Annotated in this window: 16 protein-coding genes; 4 read left to right on the plus strand and 12 right to left on the minus strand. The window is 70.3% G+C overall.

The window, feature by feature from the left end; translation table 11 throughout:
* Positions 1-100 precede the first annotated feature (100 nt).
* From L3Q65_RS10850 to L3Q65_RS10885, 8 genes are all read right to left on the minus strand, one after another.
* Positions 101-1,276 (minus strand): glycosyltransferase family 4 protein, encoded by a 1,176-nt coding sequence (locus L3Q65_RS10850; protein WP_182894786.1) that lies wholly within the window; start codon positions 1,274-1,276, stop codon positions 101-103.
* Entirely contained in the window at positions 1,221-2,555 is a 1,335-nt protein-coding gene (locus L3Q65_RS10855) for an oligosaccharide flippase family protein (protein WP_237599554.1), read from the minus strand. Before L3Q65_RS10855 ends, L3Q65_RS10850 begins: the two co-directional genes overlap by 56 nt.
* The gene (locus tag L3Q65_RS10860) at positions 2,552-3,700 is read right to left on the minus strand and encodes a glycosyltransferase family 4 protein (RefSeq protein ID WP_237599555.1); all 1,149 of its coding nucleotides are present in this window, start codon (positions 3,698-3,700) and stop codon (positions 2,552-2,554) included. Before L3Q65_RS10860 ends, L3Q65_RS10855 begins: the two co-directional genes overlap by 4 nt.
* Positions 3,697-5,961, minus strand: a complete 2,265-nt coding sequence (locus L3Q65_RS10865) for a DUF2206 domain-containing protein (protein WP_237599556.1) — start codon at positions 5,959-5,961, stop codon at positions 3,697-3,699. The genes L3Q65_RS10860 and L3Q65_RS10865 overlap by 4 nt, the downstream gene beginning before the upstream one ends.
* Positions 5,958-7,055, minus strand: coding sequence for a glycosyltransferase family 4 protein (locus L3Q65_RS10870; protein ID WP_182894782.1), 1,098 nt, complete (start codon positions 7,053-7,055; stop codon positions 5,958-5,960). The genes L3Q65_RS10865 and L3Q65_RS10870 overlap by 4 nt, the downstream gene beginning before the upstream one ends.
* Entirely contained in the window at positions 7,052-7,522 is a 471-nt protein-coding gene (locus L3Q65_RS10875) for a hypothetical protein (protein WP_237599557.1), read from the minus strand. Before L3Q65_RS10875 ends, L3Q65_RS10870 begins: the two co-directional genes overlap by 4 nt.
* A 2-nt stretch (positions 7,523-7,524) precedes the next feature.
* The gene (locus tag L3Q65_RS10880) at positions 7,525-8,394 is read right to left on the minus strand and encodes a glycosyltransferase family 2 protein (RefSeq protein ID WP_182894780.1); all 870 of its coding nucleotides are present in this window, start codon (positions 8,392-8,394) and stop codon (positions 7,525-7,527) included.
* 514 nt (positions 8,395-8,908) lie between these two features.
* Positions 8,909-9,673, minus strand: coding sequence for a crotonase/enoyl-CoA hydratase family protein (locus tag L3Q65_RS10885; protein WP_237599558.1), 765 nt, complete (start codon positions 9,671-9,673; stop codon positions 8,909-8,911).
* Positions 9,674-9,767: 94 nt separating this feature from the next.
* On the opposite strand from L3Q65_RS10885, the gene L3Q65_RS10890 reads away from it, so the two are divergent.
* Together L3Q65_RS10890 and L3Q65_RS10895 are read left to right on the plus strand one after the other, a co-directional pair.
* The gene (locus L3Q65_RS10890; RefSeq protein WP_237599559.1) at positions 9,768-10,316 is read left to right on the plus strand and encodes an HD family hydrolase; all 549 of its coding nucleotides are present in this window, start codon (positions 9,768-9,770) and stop codon (positions 10,314-10,316) included.
* An 85-nt stretch (positions 10,317-10,401) separates the two neighbouring features.
* On the plus strand, positions 10,402-10,836 hold the full coding sequence (locus L3Q65_RS10895; protein ID WP_182894777.1) for a L,D-transpeptidase: 435 nt from the start codon (positions 10,402-10,404) through the stop codon (positions 10,834-10,836).
* Here L3Q65_RS10895 and L3Q65_RS10900 read toward each other — a convergent pair whose 3' ends face one another.
* Together L3Q65_RS10900 and L3Q65_RS10905 are read right to left on the minus strand one after the other, a co-directional pair.
* Complete coding sequence (locus L3Q65_RS10900) at positions 10,837-11,994, minus strand: NAD(P)/FAD-dependent oxidoreductase (protein ID WP_237599560.1); 1,158 nt, start codon at positions 11,992-11,994, stop codon at positions 10,837-10,839.
* On the minus strand, positions 11,991-12,308 hold the full coding sequence (locus L3Q65_RS10905; RefSeq protein WP_182894775.1) for a bifunctional 3-phenylpropionate/cinnamic acid dioxygenase ferredoxin subunit: 318 nt from the start codon (positions 12,306-12,308) through the stop codon (positions 11,991-11,993). The genes L3Q65_RS10900 and L3Q65_RS10905 overlap by 4 nt, the downstream gene beginning before the upstream one ends.
* 280 nt (positions 12,309-12,588) lie before the next feature.
* Here L3Q65_RS10905 and L3Q65_RS10910 point away from each other — a divergent pair, with 280 nt between their 5' ends.
* On the plus strand, positions 12,589-13,710 hold the full coding sequence (locus L3Q65_RS10910) for an aromatic ring-hydroxylating dioxygenase subunit alpha (protein ID WP_237599561.1): 1,122 nt from the start codon (positions 12,589-12,591) through the stop codon (positions 13,708-13,710).
* Positions 13,711-13,728: 18 nt separating this feature from the next.
* Here L3Q65_RS10910 and L3Q65_RS10915 read toward each other — a convergent pair whose 3' ends face one another.
* Positions 13,729-14,100 (minus strand): hypothetical protein, encoded by a 372-nt coding sequence (locus tag L3Q65_RS10915; protein WP_182894773.1) that lies wholly within the window; start codon positions 14,098-14,100, stop codon positions 13,729-13,731.
* A 100-nt stretch (positions 14,101-14,200) separates the two neighbouring features.
* Positions 14,201-14,863, minus strand: coding sequence for a GntR family transcriptional regulator (locus tag L3Q65_RS10920; RefSeq protein WP_182894772.1), 663 nt, complete (start codon positions 14,861-14,863; stop codon positions 14,201-14,203).
* A 71-nt stretch (positions 14,864-14,934) separates the two neighbouring features.
* On the opposite strand from L3Q65_RS10920, the gene L3Q65_RS10925 reads away from it, so the two are divergent.
* Entirely contained in the window at positions 14,935-16,179 is a 1,245-nt protein-coding gene (locus L3Q65_RS10925) for a sarcosine oxidase subunit beta family protein (protein WP_182894771.1), read from the plus strand.
* Positions 16,180-16,187 lie beyond the last annotated feature (8 nt).

A 16,187-nucleotide genomic window follows, 5' to 3' on the forward strand; every position in this document is an offset into this window, starting at 1 on the left:
GGCCGGGTGCTTCGTTCGGCCGGCGAGGGTGCGTGGCGAGCCGGCGCGGCGAGAGAACCGGCGGACGTGTCCGGGCCGAGGAGCCGGAGCGAGATGCGGGTCATCGCTGGACCTCCCGGTAATGCTGCTCCAGCCGGTCCAGAAAAGTGCCGAGACTGTGACAACACGCGAGCCCCGCCGACCGCGCGCCCATCACCCGCCGCAAGCCCGGGTCGCCGAGGAGCCGGGAGAGCGCGTCCGCGAGGGCCCGGCGCTCACCCGGCGGGACGAGCACACCGTTGTGCCCGGGGCGAATCAGCTCGGGAATCCCGCCGACATCGGTGGCAGCCACCGCCCGTCCCACGCCGAGGGCTTCCAGCGCGACGGTCGGGAAATTCTCCGGCCACACCGACGGAATCACCACCACCGAAGCAGCGCGGTAAGCAGCCGCGAGCTCGGATCCGCCGAGCCAGCCGGCGAAGCGGACGCGGTCGGCCAAACCCCGTTCGCTCACTGCTTTCTCAAGGACGGCCCGCTGGTTGCCCTCCCCGGCGAGCGTCAGCCGGGCGTTGGGCAGGCGGCGGGCGACCGTCGCGAAGGCGTCCACGAGCACGTGCGCGCCTTTCACCGGTTCGAGGCGACCGACGAACAGCGCGTGGGCGGCGTCGGGGACCGGAGACGCGGTGGGCAGCGGCACGCCGTTCGGGACGACGTGGATCGGGACGCGGGGCAGGTCGTGGCGGACGGCGTCGGCGAGGAAGCGGCTCGGGGTGAGCACTCGGTCGACGGTGCGCAGGCGCCGCAGGTAAGCCGGTCGTTGCAGCAAGCGCAGATACGCCAGCCGGGCGGTGTCCGTTGTGGACAGTCGCGGGCGGCCTTCGGTGCGGCTGCGCAGGTTCCACGACAGCAGGTCCCGGATCCAGTCCTCGGGTCCGTGGACGGTGAGCACCCGCGGGTAGGCGGCGGACGCGCTGAGCACGGCCGGGCTGAACTCCCCGATGGTGTGCAGGTGCACCGCGTCGGGTGCGAACGAGCGCAGCGCGGCGGTCACCTGCCGGTAGGCGGGCCGGTGCCAGAAGTAGCCCGCGAACCGACGCGGCGCGCCGCCGCGGATGGCGGGCACCAGGACGTCGGCGAAGACTTCCCGGTCGCTCACGGCGGGGTCGTCGAGCAGGTGGTCGGTCGCGATGACGAGAACCTGGTGCCCGCGCCGCCGCAGCCCGTCGGAGACGAGGCGGACGCTACGCTCCGCGCCGCCGGCTTCGAAGCCGACGTTGACGATGTGCGCGATCTTCATCCGAACCTCCTTTGCCGCCCGAAGACAGGCCGCGCGGCGCCAGCGCGGCGACCGCGACCAGACCGGACGCGAGATTGCCGACGCCCCACGCCGCCGCGATCCAGACCAGGTCGTGCTGAGCCCCGAGCGCGGCGAGGCCGACCGTGACGCCCGCGTAGACCAGATTGGACAGATTCATCGCCGGGAGCTGACGGGTCACCTTGAGCAGGAACCCGGACCACGTGTTGAAAGCCACCGCGAAGGCGGAAACCGCGAGGACGACGAGACAGTTCCGGGCATCGGCGGCATAGCTGGCGCCGAAGAGAGCCAGCACCGGTTTGGCGAGGGCGACCGTGACGCTGACGGCGGGCAGCACGATCGCGAGGATGAGCAGCGCCGAGCGTTTCGCCAGCTGTCTCAGGTCTTCCTGTTCGTGCGAGCCTTCCGCGAACAGCGCCTCGCCGACGGCGAACGGGACGGCGTTGACGAAGTTGGCGATCTGGAACGCGACGAAGTAGGCCGCGGACGCTTCCGGTCCGAGCGAACGCAGCACCAGCAGCGGAATCAGCAGCAGCGGAAGGAGATTCAGGCAGCTGGAGGCGTAGTTGCCGAGCGAGTACGCGAGCGTGGAGCGCAGCGTCGCCGGGTGCACGCGGGGCCGCACCGGGATGCGCAGCCGCTGCCGGATCACGAGGATGCTCGCGGCGGCGGCAACCGCGGAGGCCACCGTGCTGGACAGGAAAATGCCGATCGCGCCCGCGCCGGCGAAGACGACCGGCAGGGCGATTTTGACCGCGCTCATCAGTACGCCGTTGAGGAGCATGTTGTACTTCGCCGCCCGCAACGCGACGAAAACCGAGTCGGTGAGCAGGTTTTGCGCGACGGCCATCGCCAGCAGCGCGAACAGCACGACCTCCGGGACCGACTCGCTGAGGAACGACAACCCGGGCGAGACGAACGGTGCGACGAGCGCGAATCCCGCCCCGAGCACGGTTCCGGTGACCGCCACCGAGGTGAGCGCGGAGCTGACGTGCGCCGCACGGGACGGGGTCGTGGGCAGGTACCGGACGAGGCTGGAGCTGAGCCCGAGCCCGCTGAAGTAGCTCAGCAGGGTCACCGCCGACAGCAGCGAACTCGCCCAGCCCACCGCGGCGGGCGGGTACAGCCGGGCGACGACGATCCAGAACACGAATCCGGACCCGGCGCCGAGCGCGGTCGTGGCCATGAGGAAGAACGAGTTGCGGACGAGCGGGTCGGATTTCAGCCGCGCGGCGAAGGACGGCGCGGCGAGCGCGGTCATGCGGGGGCCTCGGCCGTGCCGAGTGCCGCACGGTAGCTCTCTTCGAGGCGCTGGGCGTGTTTCGGCCAGGAGAACCGGGCGGCGGCGAAACCCGCGGAGTAGCGCCCCATGGCTGCGCGGCGCGCGGGATCGGCGGCCAGGGACCGCAGGGTCGCGCGCAGGGTTTCCGGGTCGCGGGGGAGCAGGGCGACCTGGGTCCGGTCGAGGCCGTAGGAGGCGTAGCCGGGGTCGTCGGTGGTGACGACCGGGAGGCCGGAGGCCATGGCTTCTTGGACGGTCAGGGGGAATCCTTCCGCGGTCGAGGGCAGGGCGAAGACGTCGCAGGCGCGGTAGAGGCCGCTGATCTCGTCGGGGCTCAGCGCGCCGAGGTGGTGGATCGAGGGATCCGCGGGGAGGTGCTTCGGCCGTTCCCCGGCGAAGACCAGGTCGTAGCCGGGGTGCCGGGCGGCGAGGAGGAGGTCGTAGCCCTTCTTCGGCGCCGGCCGTCCGACGAACAGCACCAGGACCCGGCGAGCGGGCAGTCCCCAGCGTTCCCGCAGCCGCTGGATTTCTCCGGCGGGCGCGGGCCGGTAGCGGCTGGTGTCGACGCCGTTGGGCAGCAATTCCGCACCACCGCCGCGAAATCTCCGGACGAACGCGGCGACCGCGTCGTTGACCACGAAAACCTCGTGACTGGCCCGGAACAACCGCCGCCCGATCGACCCGTACACCGCGTGCTGAACGCCCCGCACCAGCGCCGACGGATGCTCGACGACCGCGACGTGCTGGGTCAGGAAAAGCGGCTTGCCAGTCCGCGCAGCTCGCAGCCCGGCGGCCCAGGAAGACTGGTACAGCGTGTCGTGCACGTGGACGACATCCGCCCACCGCACCCATTCGCGGACCGCACGCGACAGCCGGGGCCCGGACACCGGGAAGGGCACGCCAGCCCGGTTTTCCGTCCCATTCCAGGCGGGAACGCGCACGACGTGCACACCGTCCACAGCGGACGGCGGAGCAGCAGGCAGCGCGCTGGTCAGCACAGTGACCTCGGCCCCGCGCGCGGCGAGCATCCGGGCCTGCTGCGCGGCGACGTTCTCGATTCCCCCGACGTGCGGCGGGTAGTAGTGCGAGACGAGCAGGATCCGGAGGGGAGGGGAGGGCGTCATCGGTACACACTCGTTCCGTTGCTGCTGTAGACCTTGTTCTTGGTGGCGTCGAGGAACCGCAGCGGATAGCGGTAGGTGACGAGATCGCCTTGGTAGAACACGGTGACCTCGTCTTTGCGGACGGCCGGATAGCCGAGGAGGACGAACGAGCCCGGCTGCACGAGCGTGGGGTAGATGTCGTCCCCGGGGCGGCCGTCGATCAGCGTTTGCAGGCGGCTGAGCGTGTAGCGGTCGGACTGGATCCGGTGCGCGGCCGTGTGCTGTTCGAGCCAGGCGAGGGCGGCGCGTTCCTGCGGGTGGGCGTAGTAGATGTCGTAGTACTGCCCGGCGTTGTCCAGTTGCAGTTGCGCGGGATAGCCGCCGAAGAGCCGGGGCAGCGCGCCGGTGAGGTCGAGGAACAGCAACAGCGACACGGCGGTGGCGGCGGGCATCCGCCACTGTCTGAGCCAAGACAGCGCCCACACCGACCCCATCGCGATGAACGGGGCGAATCCGAACAACCCCTGCTGGAAGGTGCGCAGGAGTCCGTAATCCACCGAAAGCTGCGGCAACGCGATCTCCGCGGCGAGTACGCCCAAGCCGCCGGCGGCGAGGACGAACAGATCGTGCGTCGGCCGGAACACGGTCGCGGTGGCGATGAGGGTCCCGGCCAGGCCGACGAGCAGCAGCACTTGCAGCCCGTCCGCGCACAAGGTGCGGAGGAGGCCGTTGACGCGCGGAACGTCGACGCCGAGCTGATTCAGCGCGGACCCGGCCGCGGTGAGCGGCAGAGCGTCCGCCGGGGCGACCTGCGCGGCGGCCGCGTGCAGCGCCATGGGCGGTTCGCCGCCGGCCCGGGCCCGGGTGGAATCGGCGTAGTCGCGCAGCCGTTGCTGCGGGCTGACCCGCGCGGAGCTGAAAATGCTGTACGCGGTGTCGGACGACCCGCGTTGCACCTGGTCCGGGTGGAACAGGTCCCGAGCGGTGGCCGCGGCGGTGTGCCGGAGCTGCTGCCAGGTGCCGGTGACCGGACCGGTCCACAGCGCGGAGCACAGGACCGCGATGCCGATCATCGGCCAGACGACGAAGTCGGCGGACTCCTTCGGCGCGCGTTCGGCCAGACGGCGGCGCAACGGCGGCACCACCCGGACGACGCCGCTGGCGAGCTTGCCCAGCACCAGGACGCCGATCAGCACGTATGTCGTGGAGTAGTGCGAAAGCACGATTCCCGCGAGCAGGACGGTGAACGCGATCCGCCGCGCGCGACGCGGTGCGGTGCGGTCGCTCAACGCCAGAACGGCGCAGCCCAGCAGGAGGAACGCGATCTCCTGGCGGCCGAGGAACGGCATGTCGGTGAAGAACGTGGGGAACGCGAGGAAGCAGATCGCGGCGAGGAGCGAAATCCTTTTGCCGGTGAGATTCCGCGTCGTGCGGTACACCGCGACCGGCGCCGCGGCGAACAGCATCGGCAGCACCGCTTTGAAGATCGCCGCGCCGGGCAACGCGGTCAGCTGGGCCAGCGAGGCGGGCAGGAGCGTGATGCTGAGGCACGCGTTGTACGCGTCGGGGTAGCCGGAGATGTCCCAGTACCCCTTGGCCGAGGTGAGCTGGAAGAGCAGGAACTCGCGCTGGATGTCGTGTCCGGTGATATACCAGCCGCGCAGCGACGTCAGCAGGAGCAAAGCCGTTGCCGCACAGAGGATTCCGAACGCGATCACCCCGTCGCCGTACCGGCGCGCCCGCACCGCCAACAGGCCGAGCAGGGCCGCGATCAGGAACAACGCGACCAGGCTCGTCGCACCGGTGAACCCGTTGTTCAGCCGGATGGCCCCGGCGACCGCGACCACCAGCGCGAGGACTCCCAGGACCGCCACCGGCGCGACGTCGCGCACCGGCATCCACCGCGGCCCCCGCACCGGTGGCGACGCGCCGGTGAGCCGCCGATCGAGGAACGCGAGCGCCCCTGCGGTCAGCGTCTGAGCCACGGCAAGCGACCCGGTCGTCAACGGGCGCGAGACGCCGAACCAGGGGAGCACGGTGTTGACGATCAGCGCGGCGGCCATGGCGGCCAGCACCGCGAAACCGAGCCCCAGCAACCACTGGGCCTCGCGGGTGGACACGATCCGGGTGGCGATCCGGCGGCACAGCCAGGCCGGGGCGCCGAGCACGAGCCACAGCCCGGCGAGGGCCACCAGCACCGCGGGCCGCCCCGGCATCAGCTCCACGACAGCGGCGGCAAGCACCGATCCGAGCACGACGGTGCGCTGGCCGGGGCGCGTCACGGGAGGACCTCGGCGTAGACGTCCTCGACCTGCGCCGCCACCGCGGCCCAGGTCAACTCGCGAGCTGCTCTCGCGCTGGCCGCGGCGGTCCGCCGTCGGAAGTCCTCGTCGGTGGCGAATTCGTCGATCGCCGCGGCCAATGCGGCCGGATCCGCGGGAGCGAGGGCTCCGATGCCGTGCAGGAGTTCGGTGTTCCCGGGAACGTCGGTGGCGAGCACCGGCAGGCCGGCGGCCATGGCTTCGAGCGCGGCGAGCGACATCCCTTCGCGATCCGAGGGCAGCACGAACAGATCAGCTCGCTCATAGCGGTGCAGCAGCGAAGCACCGTGCAGCCGGCCGTGGAACCGCACGTCCGGAATCCCTTGCTGCTGCGCGGTTTCCTCAAGCCGCTCCCGCTGTTCCCCGTCCCCGACGACGTCCAGGACCACCGGTTGCCGCACCCGGGTCAGCGCGTGCAGGAGCCGGGAGAGGTTCTTTTGCGGGCTGAGCCGTCCGACGAACAGCAGGCGCAGCACCGGTTCCCGGCGCGCCCGCGGCGGGAGGAAGAACTCGCCGGACACGCCGTTCGGCACCGCGAAGATCCGCGCCGGGTCTGCCCGGTAGGCGGTGCGGACGAACTCCCGCTGCGCCTCGGTCAGCACCAGCACCCCGGCGGCGGCCCGCAGGACCCGGCTGAAGACGTGCCTTTTGTAGTGCGGCAGCAGCCATCCCAGTTTGCCCGACTGGTCGACGTCCAGATGGAAATGGAGCAGGAACGGCTGACGGCGCGCGGCCGCGGCGAGCGCGACCTGCTCGGGCAGGACCGCGTGCGCGGCATGCAGATGCCATACCGAGGTTTTCGGCGTGCGCAGCAAGGCGGGGACGAGACCGGGGGACACCGGCGTATGCGCGATGTCGAGCGCGGGAGTGCGGACGGTGGTGACGCCGTGCACCAGTTCGCGACGAGGCGAGTCACGCGCGCCGACGGTCGTGGTGAGCACGGTGACGTCGTGCTGCCGCGCTTGGTGCCGGGCCAGCTGCTGCACTACGGCTTCCATTCCGCCGAGATGCGGCGGGTAGTACGGGGTGATCTGGACGATCCGGCGGCGGGTCACGGTCTGCCTCCAGGTGCGTTGCCGGGCAGCCGGAAGCGCAGGTTCTCCATGCCTCCGGCGACATTCACCGCGATCGCGTCCACGACCTGTCCTGGCGGCACCGGCAGCCGGAAGGCCAGCGTCGTGAACTTCCCCGGCTCGAGCGTCACCCGTCGAGACACCCCCGGGAGCCGGTCCGCCGACGCGGTTTCCAGCGCTGCCACCACGGTGTAGTCCGCGTGGTACGGACCATGGCGCACCAGCGCGACCTCGGCGGTGACAGCCCCGTCCCGGAACGTGGGCGTGCCGACGAAATACAGCTCGGTGAAGGTCTCGGGCTGCTCGGTGAAGGACTGCCGCACCAGCGTCCGGGCGTCCGGCCACACCAGGAGCGTCACCACTCCGAGCGCCACCGCCGCCGAAACCGCTCCGGCGAATTTCAGCCAGCCGCGGCCGTTGCCCCGGTCTTCCCCTGAAGAGCCGGCCACGCTCAGTCCGCCATCGCCAGGACGCATTGGGCTTCGTCCGTGCAGAGCACGTACGCCGGGCCGCGCACGGTGCGCGCCCGGTGGGCGGCGAGCTGCGAGAGGTTGCGCAGGCCGTCGCGCACCGCGTGCAGTTTCACGTCCCCGCCGCGGATCCGGTACTCGATCGGTGTTTCGCCGCACCGGAAACCGCGGACGTAGGCGTCGTTTTTGATCTCCTGCGAGAACGGCATCCCGCCGGACCGGATGTCCAGGTGCTGCCAGACGTGCCGGCGGAACACCCACATCCCGGACTGCGAATCCCGGAACGGCGAGCGGAAGAAGAACCGGCTGATCAGCGTCAGCACCCGGTTGCCGATCCGGTGCGACGGCTTCATCGCCTCGCGGTTCTCGGGGCCGAGCCGGTTGGTGGACAGGAAATCGAGCTGCCGGTCGGCCATCGTGCCCAGCAGCCCGGGCAGGTGGTCGAACGGGTAGGTGCAGTCCGCGTCTCCGGTGGCGATCACGTCGCCGGTCGCGGCGGCGAAACCCGCGTGATAGGCGTGCCCGTACCCGCGCACGGGCTGCACGATCACGCGTGCGCCGAGCGCGGCGGCCACCTCGCCGGTCCCGTCGGTCGAGGCGTTGTCGACCACGATCACCTCGAGTTCGCAGCCGAGGGACGCGAGGCCGGAGTACGGGATCGTGGCCAGCACCCGCGGCATGTTGACCCGCTCGTTCAGCGCGGGGATGACGATGGACAGCTTGCGCGGCCGGGGTCTTTCGGCGCAGGCGCCGCGGCTGGCGGTCCGGAGGCGGCAGCAGGGCCCGGCGGCCGGGCGGGAAGCGGTGTCGTCCGACGGCGAGGAGCTGGCGCGCTCGATGTTCGACGTCATGGAGGAACCTCGGTTCTGGTCTTGTGCTCGGCGGGGGAAGGAGCACGGGCACGGCCGGGTCCGGCGGCGGGAAACGCCGATGGCCCGGCCTCGTCAGGCCGGGCGGTCGGCGTCCGCCGGCGGGGGCCTGCCGGCGACGGGTCGGGGGGCGGGGTTGTGTTGTAGCGGCGGGCGGTGCGAACGCGTGCGAGCGCGCTTCGGCGCCCGGCCTGGTATCTGTATCGATGCCGAGCGCCTGGGCGCAACGTGTGTTTAGCGCATTTTTCGTTCGTTCGTTCGGACCCGGTGCTGAATGCGGCCGCGAGAATAATCGGTCGTCGCAGGTAATGGTGACCGGTGCGCAAAAAACCGAAAGGGATTCGCGTGCGGTTTCACTCGTTCAGCCTAGTCCGGAACAGCGGGGCGACGGAGCCGAAAAGACGGCATCGACCCGTATGGCCGCTATGTCCGCATGCTGTCCGCGCTTGCTTGGACGCGGGTATATGCCTTGCGGTGCACCGGTAATCGGACGCGACTAGTTCTCGAACGCCCCGTGCCTGCCCGCGCCCGCCGCGAAACGGGCGGCACCCGCAACGGTATCCGATTTCAGAGACTGAATCCCGTGCCGGAATTCGTTTTCCAATGCGGATTCCTCGCTCAGCGACTCGCTTTCCAGCAATGCCGCCCGATCCTCGCGCAAGCAGGTCTGCGGAAATGCGGCGAGTTCCCGGGCAAGCGCGATCGCGGCGGGCAATGCCTGCCCGGCGGGCACGACGCGATTCGCCAATCCGATCCGGTGCGCTTCCGCCGCGTCGACCGGGCGCCCGGTGAGCACCAGGTCGAGCGCGTGGCTCCGGCTGATCAGCCGCGGCAGCCGCACGGTGCCGCCGTCGATCAGCGGGACGCCCCAGCGGCGGCAGAACACTCCGAACACCGCTGTCTCTTCGACGATCCGGAGGTCGGCCCAGATCGCCAGTTCCAGCCCGCCCGCGACGGCATGGCCGGACACCGCCGCGAGCACCGGCTTGCGCAGCCGCAAGCGCGTCGGTCCCATCGGGCCGTCGCCGTCCGGTTCGGTGCGGTTGCCGCGGCCTTCGTTCACCGCTTTGAGATCCGCGCCGGCGCAGAAAGTCCCGCCGACGCCGTACAGCACCGCGACCGCGGCGTCCGAGGCGTCGAAGTCCCGGAAGGCGTCGGCCAGCGCCTCGGCGGTGGCGCGGTCGACGGCGTTGCGGCGCTCCGGCCGGTTGATGCCGATGGCGGCGACCGGGCCGTCGTGCTCGACCAGCACAGTGCTCACGCGGGGCCTCCTGGGGACGAAGCGGCTGTCCGGGCAGCATGCCACGCCCCGTAGGCTCCGGCACCGGAATCAGCACCGGGAAGGGGAGTGCGGAATGGACGGCCTGGCCGCGTTCGGGTTCGAACTGGGGGTGCTCAAGCGGGTCCGCCGCGCGGGCTGGTGGCAGGCGGGGGTCCGCGATCCGGAGTCGGTGGCCGAGCACAGCCTCCGCGCGGCGCAGTTGGCCGCGCTCCTCGCCGCCGAGGAAGGCGCGAACCCCGAGCGCGCGGCGTTTCTCGCGCTGTGGCACGACACCCAGGAGACCCGCACCGGCGACCTGCCGCATACCGCCACGCCGTACCTGACGAAGCCGGAGCCGCGGGCGATCACGGCGGACCAGACCGCGGGTTTGCCGCGTGCGTCGGCGGAAACCGTGCAGTCAGCGGTAGACGAGTACGAAACGCGCGAGTCGCCCGAAGCGCGGTGCGCCAAGGACGCCGACAAACTCGAGATGCTTTTCCAGGCTCTCGAATACCGCGCGACCGGAGTCTCCACAGTGGACGAATGGCTCGCGTCGGCGCAGGCCGGGCTCTTCACCGAAACCGCCCGGCGCGTCGCCGAAGCCGCACTGGCGACCTCGCCGCTGTCCTGGCGGTCTCGTTAGGGATCACCCACATGGGCGCACTTTTGGTTTAAGGCTGTCCTCCCTGGGAAAGATCCAAAGAACGACCATCTCGGGGAGGCACAGGATGAACCGGAAACTCACGGCAGTGCTGGCCAGTATCGCGGCGATGGCGGCGACGATCGGATTCGCGGCGACAGCGGACGCGGCGGGACCGCCGTGCGGCCCCAAGGCGAAGGCGTGCCTGAAGCTGTCCGCGAACACGGCGTGGCTGATGAACAACGGCAAAGTCACCCGCGGCGGGGTGCGCGTGACCGTCGGCAAGCCCGCGTACCCGACCCCGGTCGGCACGTTCCGCGTGCAGTACAAGGACATCGACCACTACAGCAAGCAGTTCCACGGCCCGATGCCGTACTCGGTCTTCTTCACCAACACCGGGGTCGCGTTCCACCAGGGCAGCCTGAAGGTCCAGTCGCACGGCTGCGTCCACCTGTCGCATGCCGACGCGGTGGCGTTCTTCAACACGCTGCAGCCGGGCGACGTGGTGCAGGTCGTGCGGTAATCACCCGACGGGCATCGGCCGCCGCAGCGCTTGCCGGCGCAGGCGGCCGAACCCTCGCGGGTTGTTGAGGCCGAACACCGCCACGGTCTGGCCGCCGCGGTGATAGGTGGCCAGGAAGGACTCGTCGTCCGGACCGCCGTCGGCGAAGCGCACCTCGTCCTCCGGCGAAGGATGCCCGGCGAGCTGGAGGGTCCCGGCGTACTGATCCGACCAGACGTAGCCGCTCGGCTCGTACTCCCGGACCACCTGCCCGGCCAGCAGATTGGCGACCGCGACCGAAGCCTGTTCGGCGGCGTTCGTCCAGTGCTCGTGCCGGATGCCCGCCGGTCCGTAGGCCGCGACGTCGCCCGCCGCGACCACGTTCGGCAGCGAAGTGACCAGACCGGCGTTGGTGCGCACGCCGTTGCCGGCCGCCAGCCCCGAGCCGTCGAGCCATTCGACCGCCGGAACCATGCCGATCCCGGCGACGACCACGTCGGCGGGCAGAGTTTCGCCGGTCTCCAGCCGCACCCCGGTGACCCGCCCGTCGAGGGTGGAAAGCCCGGCCACCGAAGCGCCGCAGCGCAGGGTGACGCCGTTCCGGTCGTGCAGCCGCGCGCAGATCGACCCGAGTTCCGGGCCCAGCACCCGCGCCATCGGCGTCGGCAGCGCCTCCAAGACGGTGACGTCCAAGCCCAAGCCGTTGCACGTCGACGCCACCTCGGCCCCGATGAACCCGCCGCCCACGATCACCACGCGCGCACCGGGAATCAGCTCCTCGCGCAGGGCGAGTGCGTCGTCCAAGGTGCGCAGAACATGAACTCCGGCAACGGACTCCGTGCCCGGCAAGGCACGAGCGCGTCCGCCAGTTGCCAGGATGACGCCGTCCGCTTCCAGCTCCCCGTCGGACAGAACGAGGCGGCCGGTCGACGGGACGAGCCGTTCCGCGCGGGTACCGAGCCGGACGTCCAGCGAGGCGAGATCGTCGGCGTCGAGCAGGTCCAGCGACTCGCGCGACGCGGATCCGGCCAGGAAGGCCTTCGACAGCGGCGGCCGGTCGTAGGGGAGATGCGGCTCCTCGCCGACGAGCACCACGCGGCCGTCGAACCCCTGGGCGCGCAGCTCCTGCGCGGCGCGGGCGCCGGCGAGCGAAGCGCCGACGATCGCGACCGTTTTCACGCAGCGTCCTCGGCGGCGTCGGCGAGCACGTAGATCACGCCCTCGTCGACCTGCACCTGGTACGTGCGCACCGGCTGCTTGGCCGGCAGGCAGGACGGCATCCCGGTGCGCAGGTCGAAGAGCGCCGCGTGCAGCGGGCACTCCACGAAGCAGCCTTCGAGCCAGCCGTCGGCCAGCGACGCGTCCTGGTGGGTGCAGGTGTCCCCGATCGCATACAGCTCGCCGTCGGCGTTGAAGACGGCGATGGGCTCGGGCCCCGCGATCCGGACGGACTCGCCCGGGGGCAGCTCGTCCACAGTGCACGCGCGCAGCATTGATTCCTCCGAAGCTGGGGATTGTTGCGTATTGAGGAACACCCGACGTGATACGCAACAGAGTCTGGGCGTGCCGGAGGGGTGCCGTCAAGAGGTTCCGGGGTGGAGTTTTGCGGAGCGAAGTTCCGGATGAAAGCCCTGGTCGAGGGCGGTTCCCGCGAACGGGTGCGGTGCCGGGAAGGGTGCTTGACAGCGCCCCGGCTGAGCCTCATCTTGTTCCGGAGAGGGCAACAAGACGCGTAATACGCAACTACGATCGTGTGCGAGAGGAGCCCTGCCGGTGACCGCTATCGACCTCCCGCAGAGCCTGCTGCCGACTCTGCCCGGGCCGCACTACACCGACCCGGCGGTCTTCGCCCGGGAGCAGGAGCGGATCTTCGAAGCGGGGTGGTTCTGCGCGGTGCGCAGCGCCGACCTGCCGTCGCCCGGCTCGTTCGAAACCGTGCAGGTCGGCCGCGAAAGCGTGCTGATCGCGCGCGGCCGCGACGGGGCGTTGCGCGCGTTCCTGAACGTGTGCCGCCACCGCGGCGCGCGGTTGTGCACCGACGAGAAGGGTTCGGTGAAGCGCGCTTTCCAGTGCATGTACCACGCCTGGACCTACGGCCTCGACGGAAAGCTCGTCGCAGCCCCGAATCTGACCGGCATGCCGGACGTCGACCGTGTCGAATACGGCCTGACCGCGGTGCACCTGCGCGAATGGCTCGGCTACGCCTGGGTTTGCCTCGCCGAAGAAGCACCGTCCTTTGCCGACACTGTGCTGGCCGACGTGAGCGCGCGGCTCGGCGGTCCGGGCGAGATCGAGGCGTACGGGATCGAGAATCTGTCGCTGGGCCGGCGCATCGAGTACGACGTGCGCGCGAACTGGAAGCAGATCATCGAGAACTTCATGGAGTGCTACCACTGCGCGACGATCCATCCTGAGCTCACCGAGGTGCTCCCGGAGTTCGCCGACGGGTACGCCGCGCAGTATTTCGTCGGCCACGGCGCGGAATTCGGCTCGGACGTCACCGGGTTCACGGTGGACGGCGGCGACGGCCTGCAGCGTTTGCCGGGCGTCGGCGAGCACCAGGACCGCCGGTACTACGCGATCACGATCCGGCCGCAGGTGTTCGTGAACCTGGTGCCGGACCACGTGATCGTGCACCGGATGTTTCCGCTGGCCCCGGACCGCACGCTGGTCCGCTGCGACTGGCTGTACCTGCCGGAGGTGGTGGAATCGGGCGCGGACCTCGATCGTTCGGTGGAGCTGTTCCACCGGGTGAACCAGCAGGACTTCGAGGCGTGCGAACGGTGCCAGCAGGCGATGGGCTCGCGCGCCTACGCCCGCGGCGGCGTGCTCGTGCCGAGCGAACACCACATCGGCGAGTTCCATGCCTGGGTGCGGGCGCGGACCGGGGATTAGCACCCGCGCCCGCGCCGGTCACGGCTGGATGTCCATCTCCGGGCCGATGTACTCGCGCACGCGGACCGCTTTCCCGTCCTTCGCCTCGACGATCTGGACGAGGTGCAGCTTCACCGGGTTGCCGCCGACCTCGATTTCGACGGCCGCCTCGTTGAAGAACCCTTTTTCGGTGAAGGTGACGCCCACCGGGCGGAAGTCCGGCACGGGCCCGTCGCCCGCCCGCTCGTGCACGGCGGCGACCGCCTCGGACACCGTGACCCACTTGTCGTCGGCGCTGTGCCACACGGGACAGTCCTTGACGCAGATCTGGAGGAAGAGGTCGATGTCGGCCAGTGCCTTCACCCAGTTCTCGGCGAGTTCGGCGGTGGCCTGGTCTGGTGTGGTGCTCATCGGCTCGCGGTGCCTTCCGCTCGGGGATCGATTCCCCGATGCTGCCGGGACCCCAGCGGCCGGAGTGTCCAAGTTCCCGGACACTCCGGCCCCGTTCCGGTCAGATCAGCGCGCGGATCGCTTTCTCGAAGCCGGTCACGTGGTCGAGCGTCAGCGCCGAAGCCTTCTTCGCGTCCCCCTCGGCGATCGCCGTCAGCAGCGGCGAGTGCTCGTCCACGTGCCCGGCCATGCCTTGCAGCCGGGGGAGGAACACGCACCAGATCCGGGTCGCGAGATTGTCATAATGAATCAACGTGTCCTCGAAGAACGGATTGTGCACGCAGGCGTAGATCGCACGGTGGAGTTCGAGGTCGGTGCGCAGGAGGTCGGCGTTTTCCCTTGGCGTTGCCGAATCCAGCTGATCGCGGAGCCGGACCAGGCGGGCCCGGTCCTCGTCCGTCGCCCGCGTGGCGGCGGACGCGGCGGCCGTCGGTTCGAGGGTGCGCCGGACCTCGGAGATGTGCGCGAGGTCGGAGATGTTGACGTCCGTGGCGAACGTGCCGCGACGCGGGTACGCGACCACGAGCCGTTCGGTTTCGAGGCGCTTCAACGCTTCCCGGATCGGCGTGCGGCCCATCTCGAGGACGCTGCCCGCCCATTCCTCGTTGATCGGGTCGCCCGGCTTGATGTCGAGCATGACGAGACGGTCGCGCAGGAACTCGTAGGCGCGTTCGGCCAGCGACGGGGCGGCGGCCGGGATGACGTGGTTGACCGGGGTGCTCACCCGCCTTACTCTACAGCGAAGATTGATATATCAGTAGTCGACCAGTTGTCCGATACGGGAGGCCAGCCGGAATGACCACGACGGACCAGCCTCGTCCCCCGGGCGCGGACCTTCCGGACCACCCGGATTTCCTGTGGCGGGACCCGGAGCCGCGGCGCGCGTACGACGTCGTCGTGGTGGGCGGCGGCGGGCACGGCCTCGCGACCGCGTACTACCTCGCCAAGGTGCACGGCATCACGAACGTCGCCGTGCTGGAGAAGGGCTGGCTCGCCGGCGGGAACATGGCCCGCAACACCACGATCATCCGTTCCAACTACCTGTGGGACGAAAGCTCCGGCATCTACGAGCACTCGCTCAAGCTGTGGGAAGGCCTCGAGGAAGACCTCGGCTACCCGATCCTGTTCAGCCAGCGCGGCGTGCTGAACCTCGCGCACAGCCTGCAAGACGTCCGCGACAGCGTGCGCCGGGTGAACGCCAACCGGCTCAACGGGATCGACGCGGAATGGGTCGGCGCGGACGGGGTCAAGGAACTCTGCCCGATCGTCAACACGTCGCCGGACGTCCGGTACCCGGTGCTCGGCGCGACCTACCAGCCGCGGGCCGGAATCGCCAAACACGACTACGTCGCTTGGGGTTTCGCCCGCGCGGCGGCAGGGATGGGCGTCGACCTCATCCAGAACTGCGCGGTCACCGGCATCGACACGCGGGACGGCAAGGTGGTCGCGGTCGAAACCAGCCGGGGCCGGATCGCCGCCGGGAAGGTCGCGCTGTGCGCGGCCGGGCACAGTTCGGTGCTGGCGAAGATGGCCGGGATCGACCTGCCGCTGGTGTCGCATCCGCTGCAGGCGCTCGTGTCGGAACTGCTCGAACCGGTGCACCCGACGGTGGTGATGTCGAACGCCGTGCACGTCTACGTTTCCCAGGCGCACAAGGGAGAACTCGTGATGGGCGCGGGCATCGACTCCTACGCCGGCTACGGCCAGCGCGGCGCGTTCCACATCATCGAGGACCAGATGGCCGCCGCGCTGGAGCTCTTCCCGGTGTTCGCGCGGGCGCACCTGCTGCGGACCTGGGCGGGCATCGTCGACGTCACCCCGGACGCGTCGCCGATCGTCGGGCTGACCCCGGTGGAGAACCTGTATCTCAACTGCGGCTGGGGGACCGGCGGGTTCAAGGCAACGCCGGGGGTCGGCGACTGCTTCGCGCACACCGTCGCGAAGGGGAAGCCGCATCCGTACGCCGAACCGTTCACCCTCGACCGGTTCACCACCGGCGCGCTCGTCGACGAGCACGGCGCCGCCGCCGTCGCGCATTAGGAGCCACT

This window comes from Amycolatopsis sp. FU40, assembly GCF_021903635.1.
In the GTDB taxonomy this organism is placed as follows: domain Bacteria; phylum Actinomycetota; class Actinomycetes; order Mycobacteriales; family Pseudonocardiaceae; genus Amycolatopsis; species Amycolatopsis dendrobii.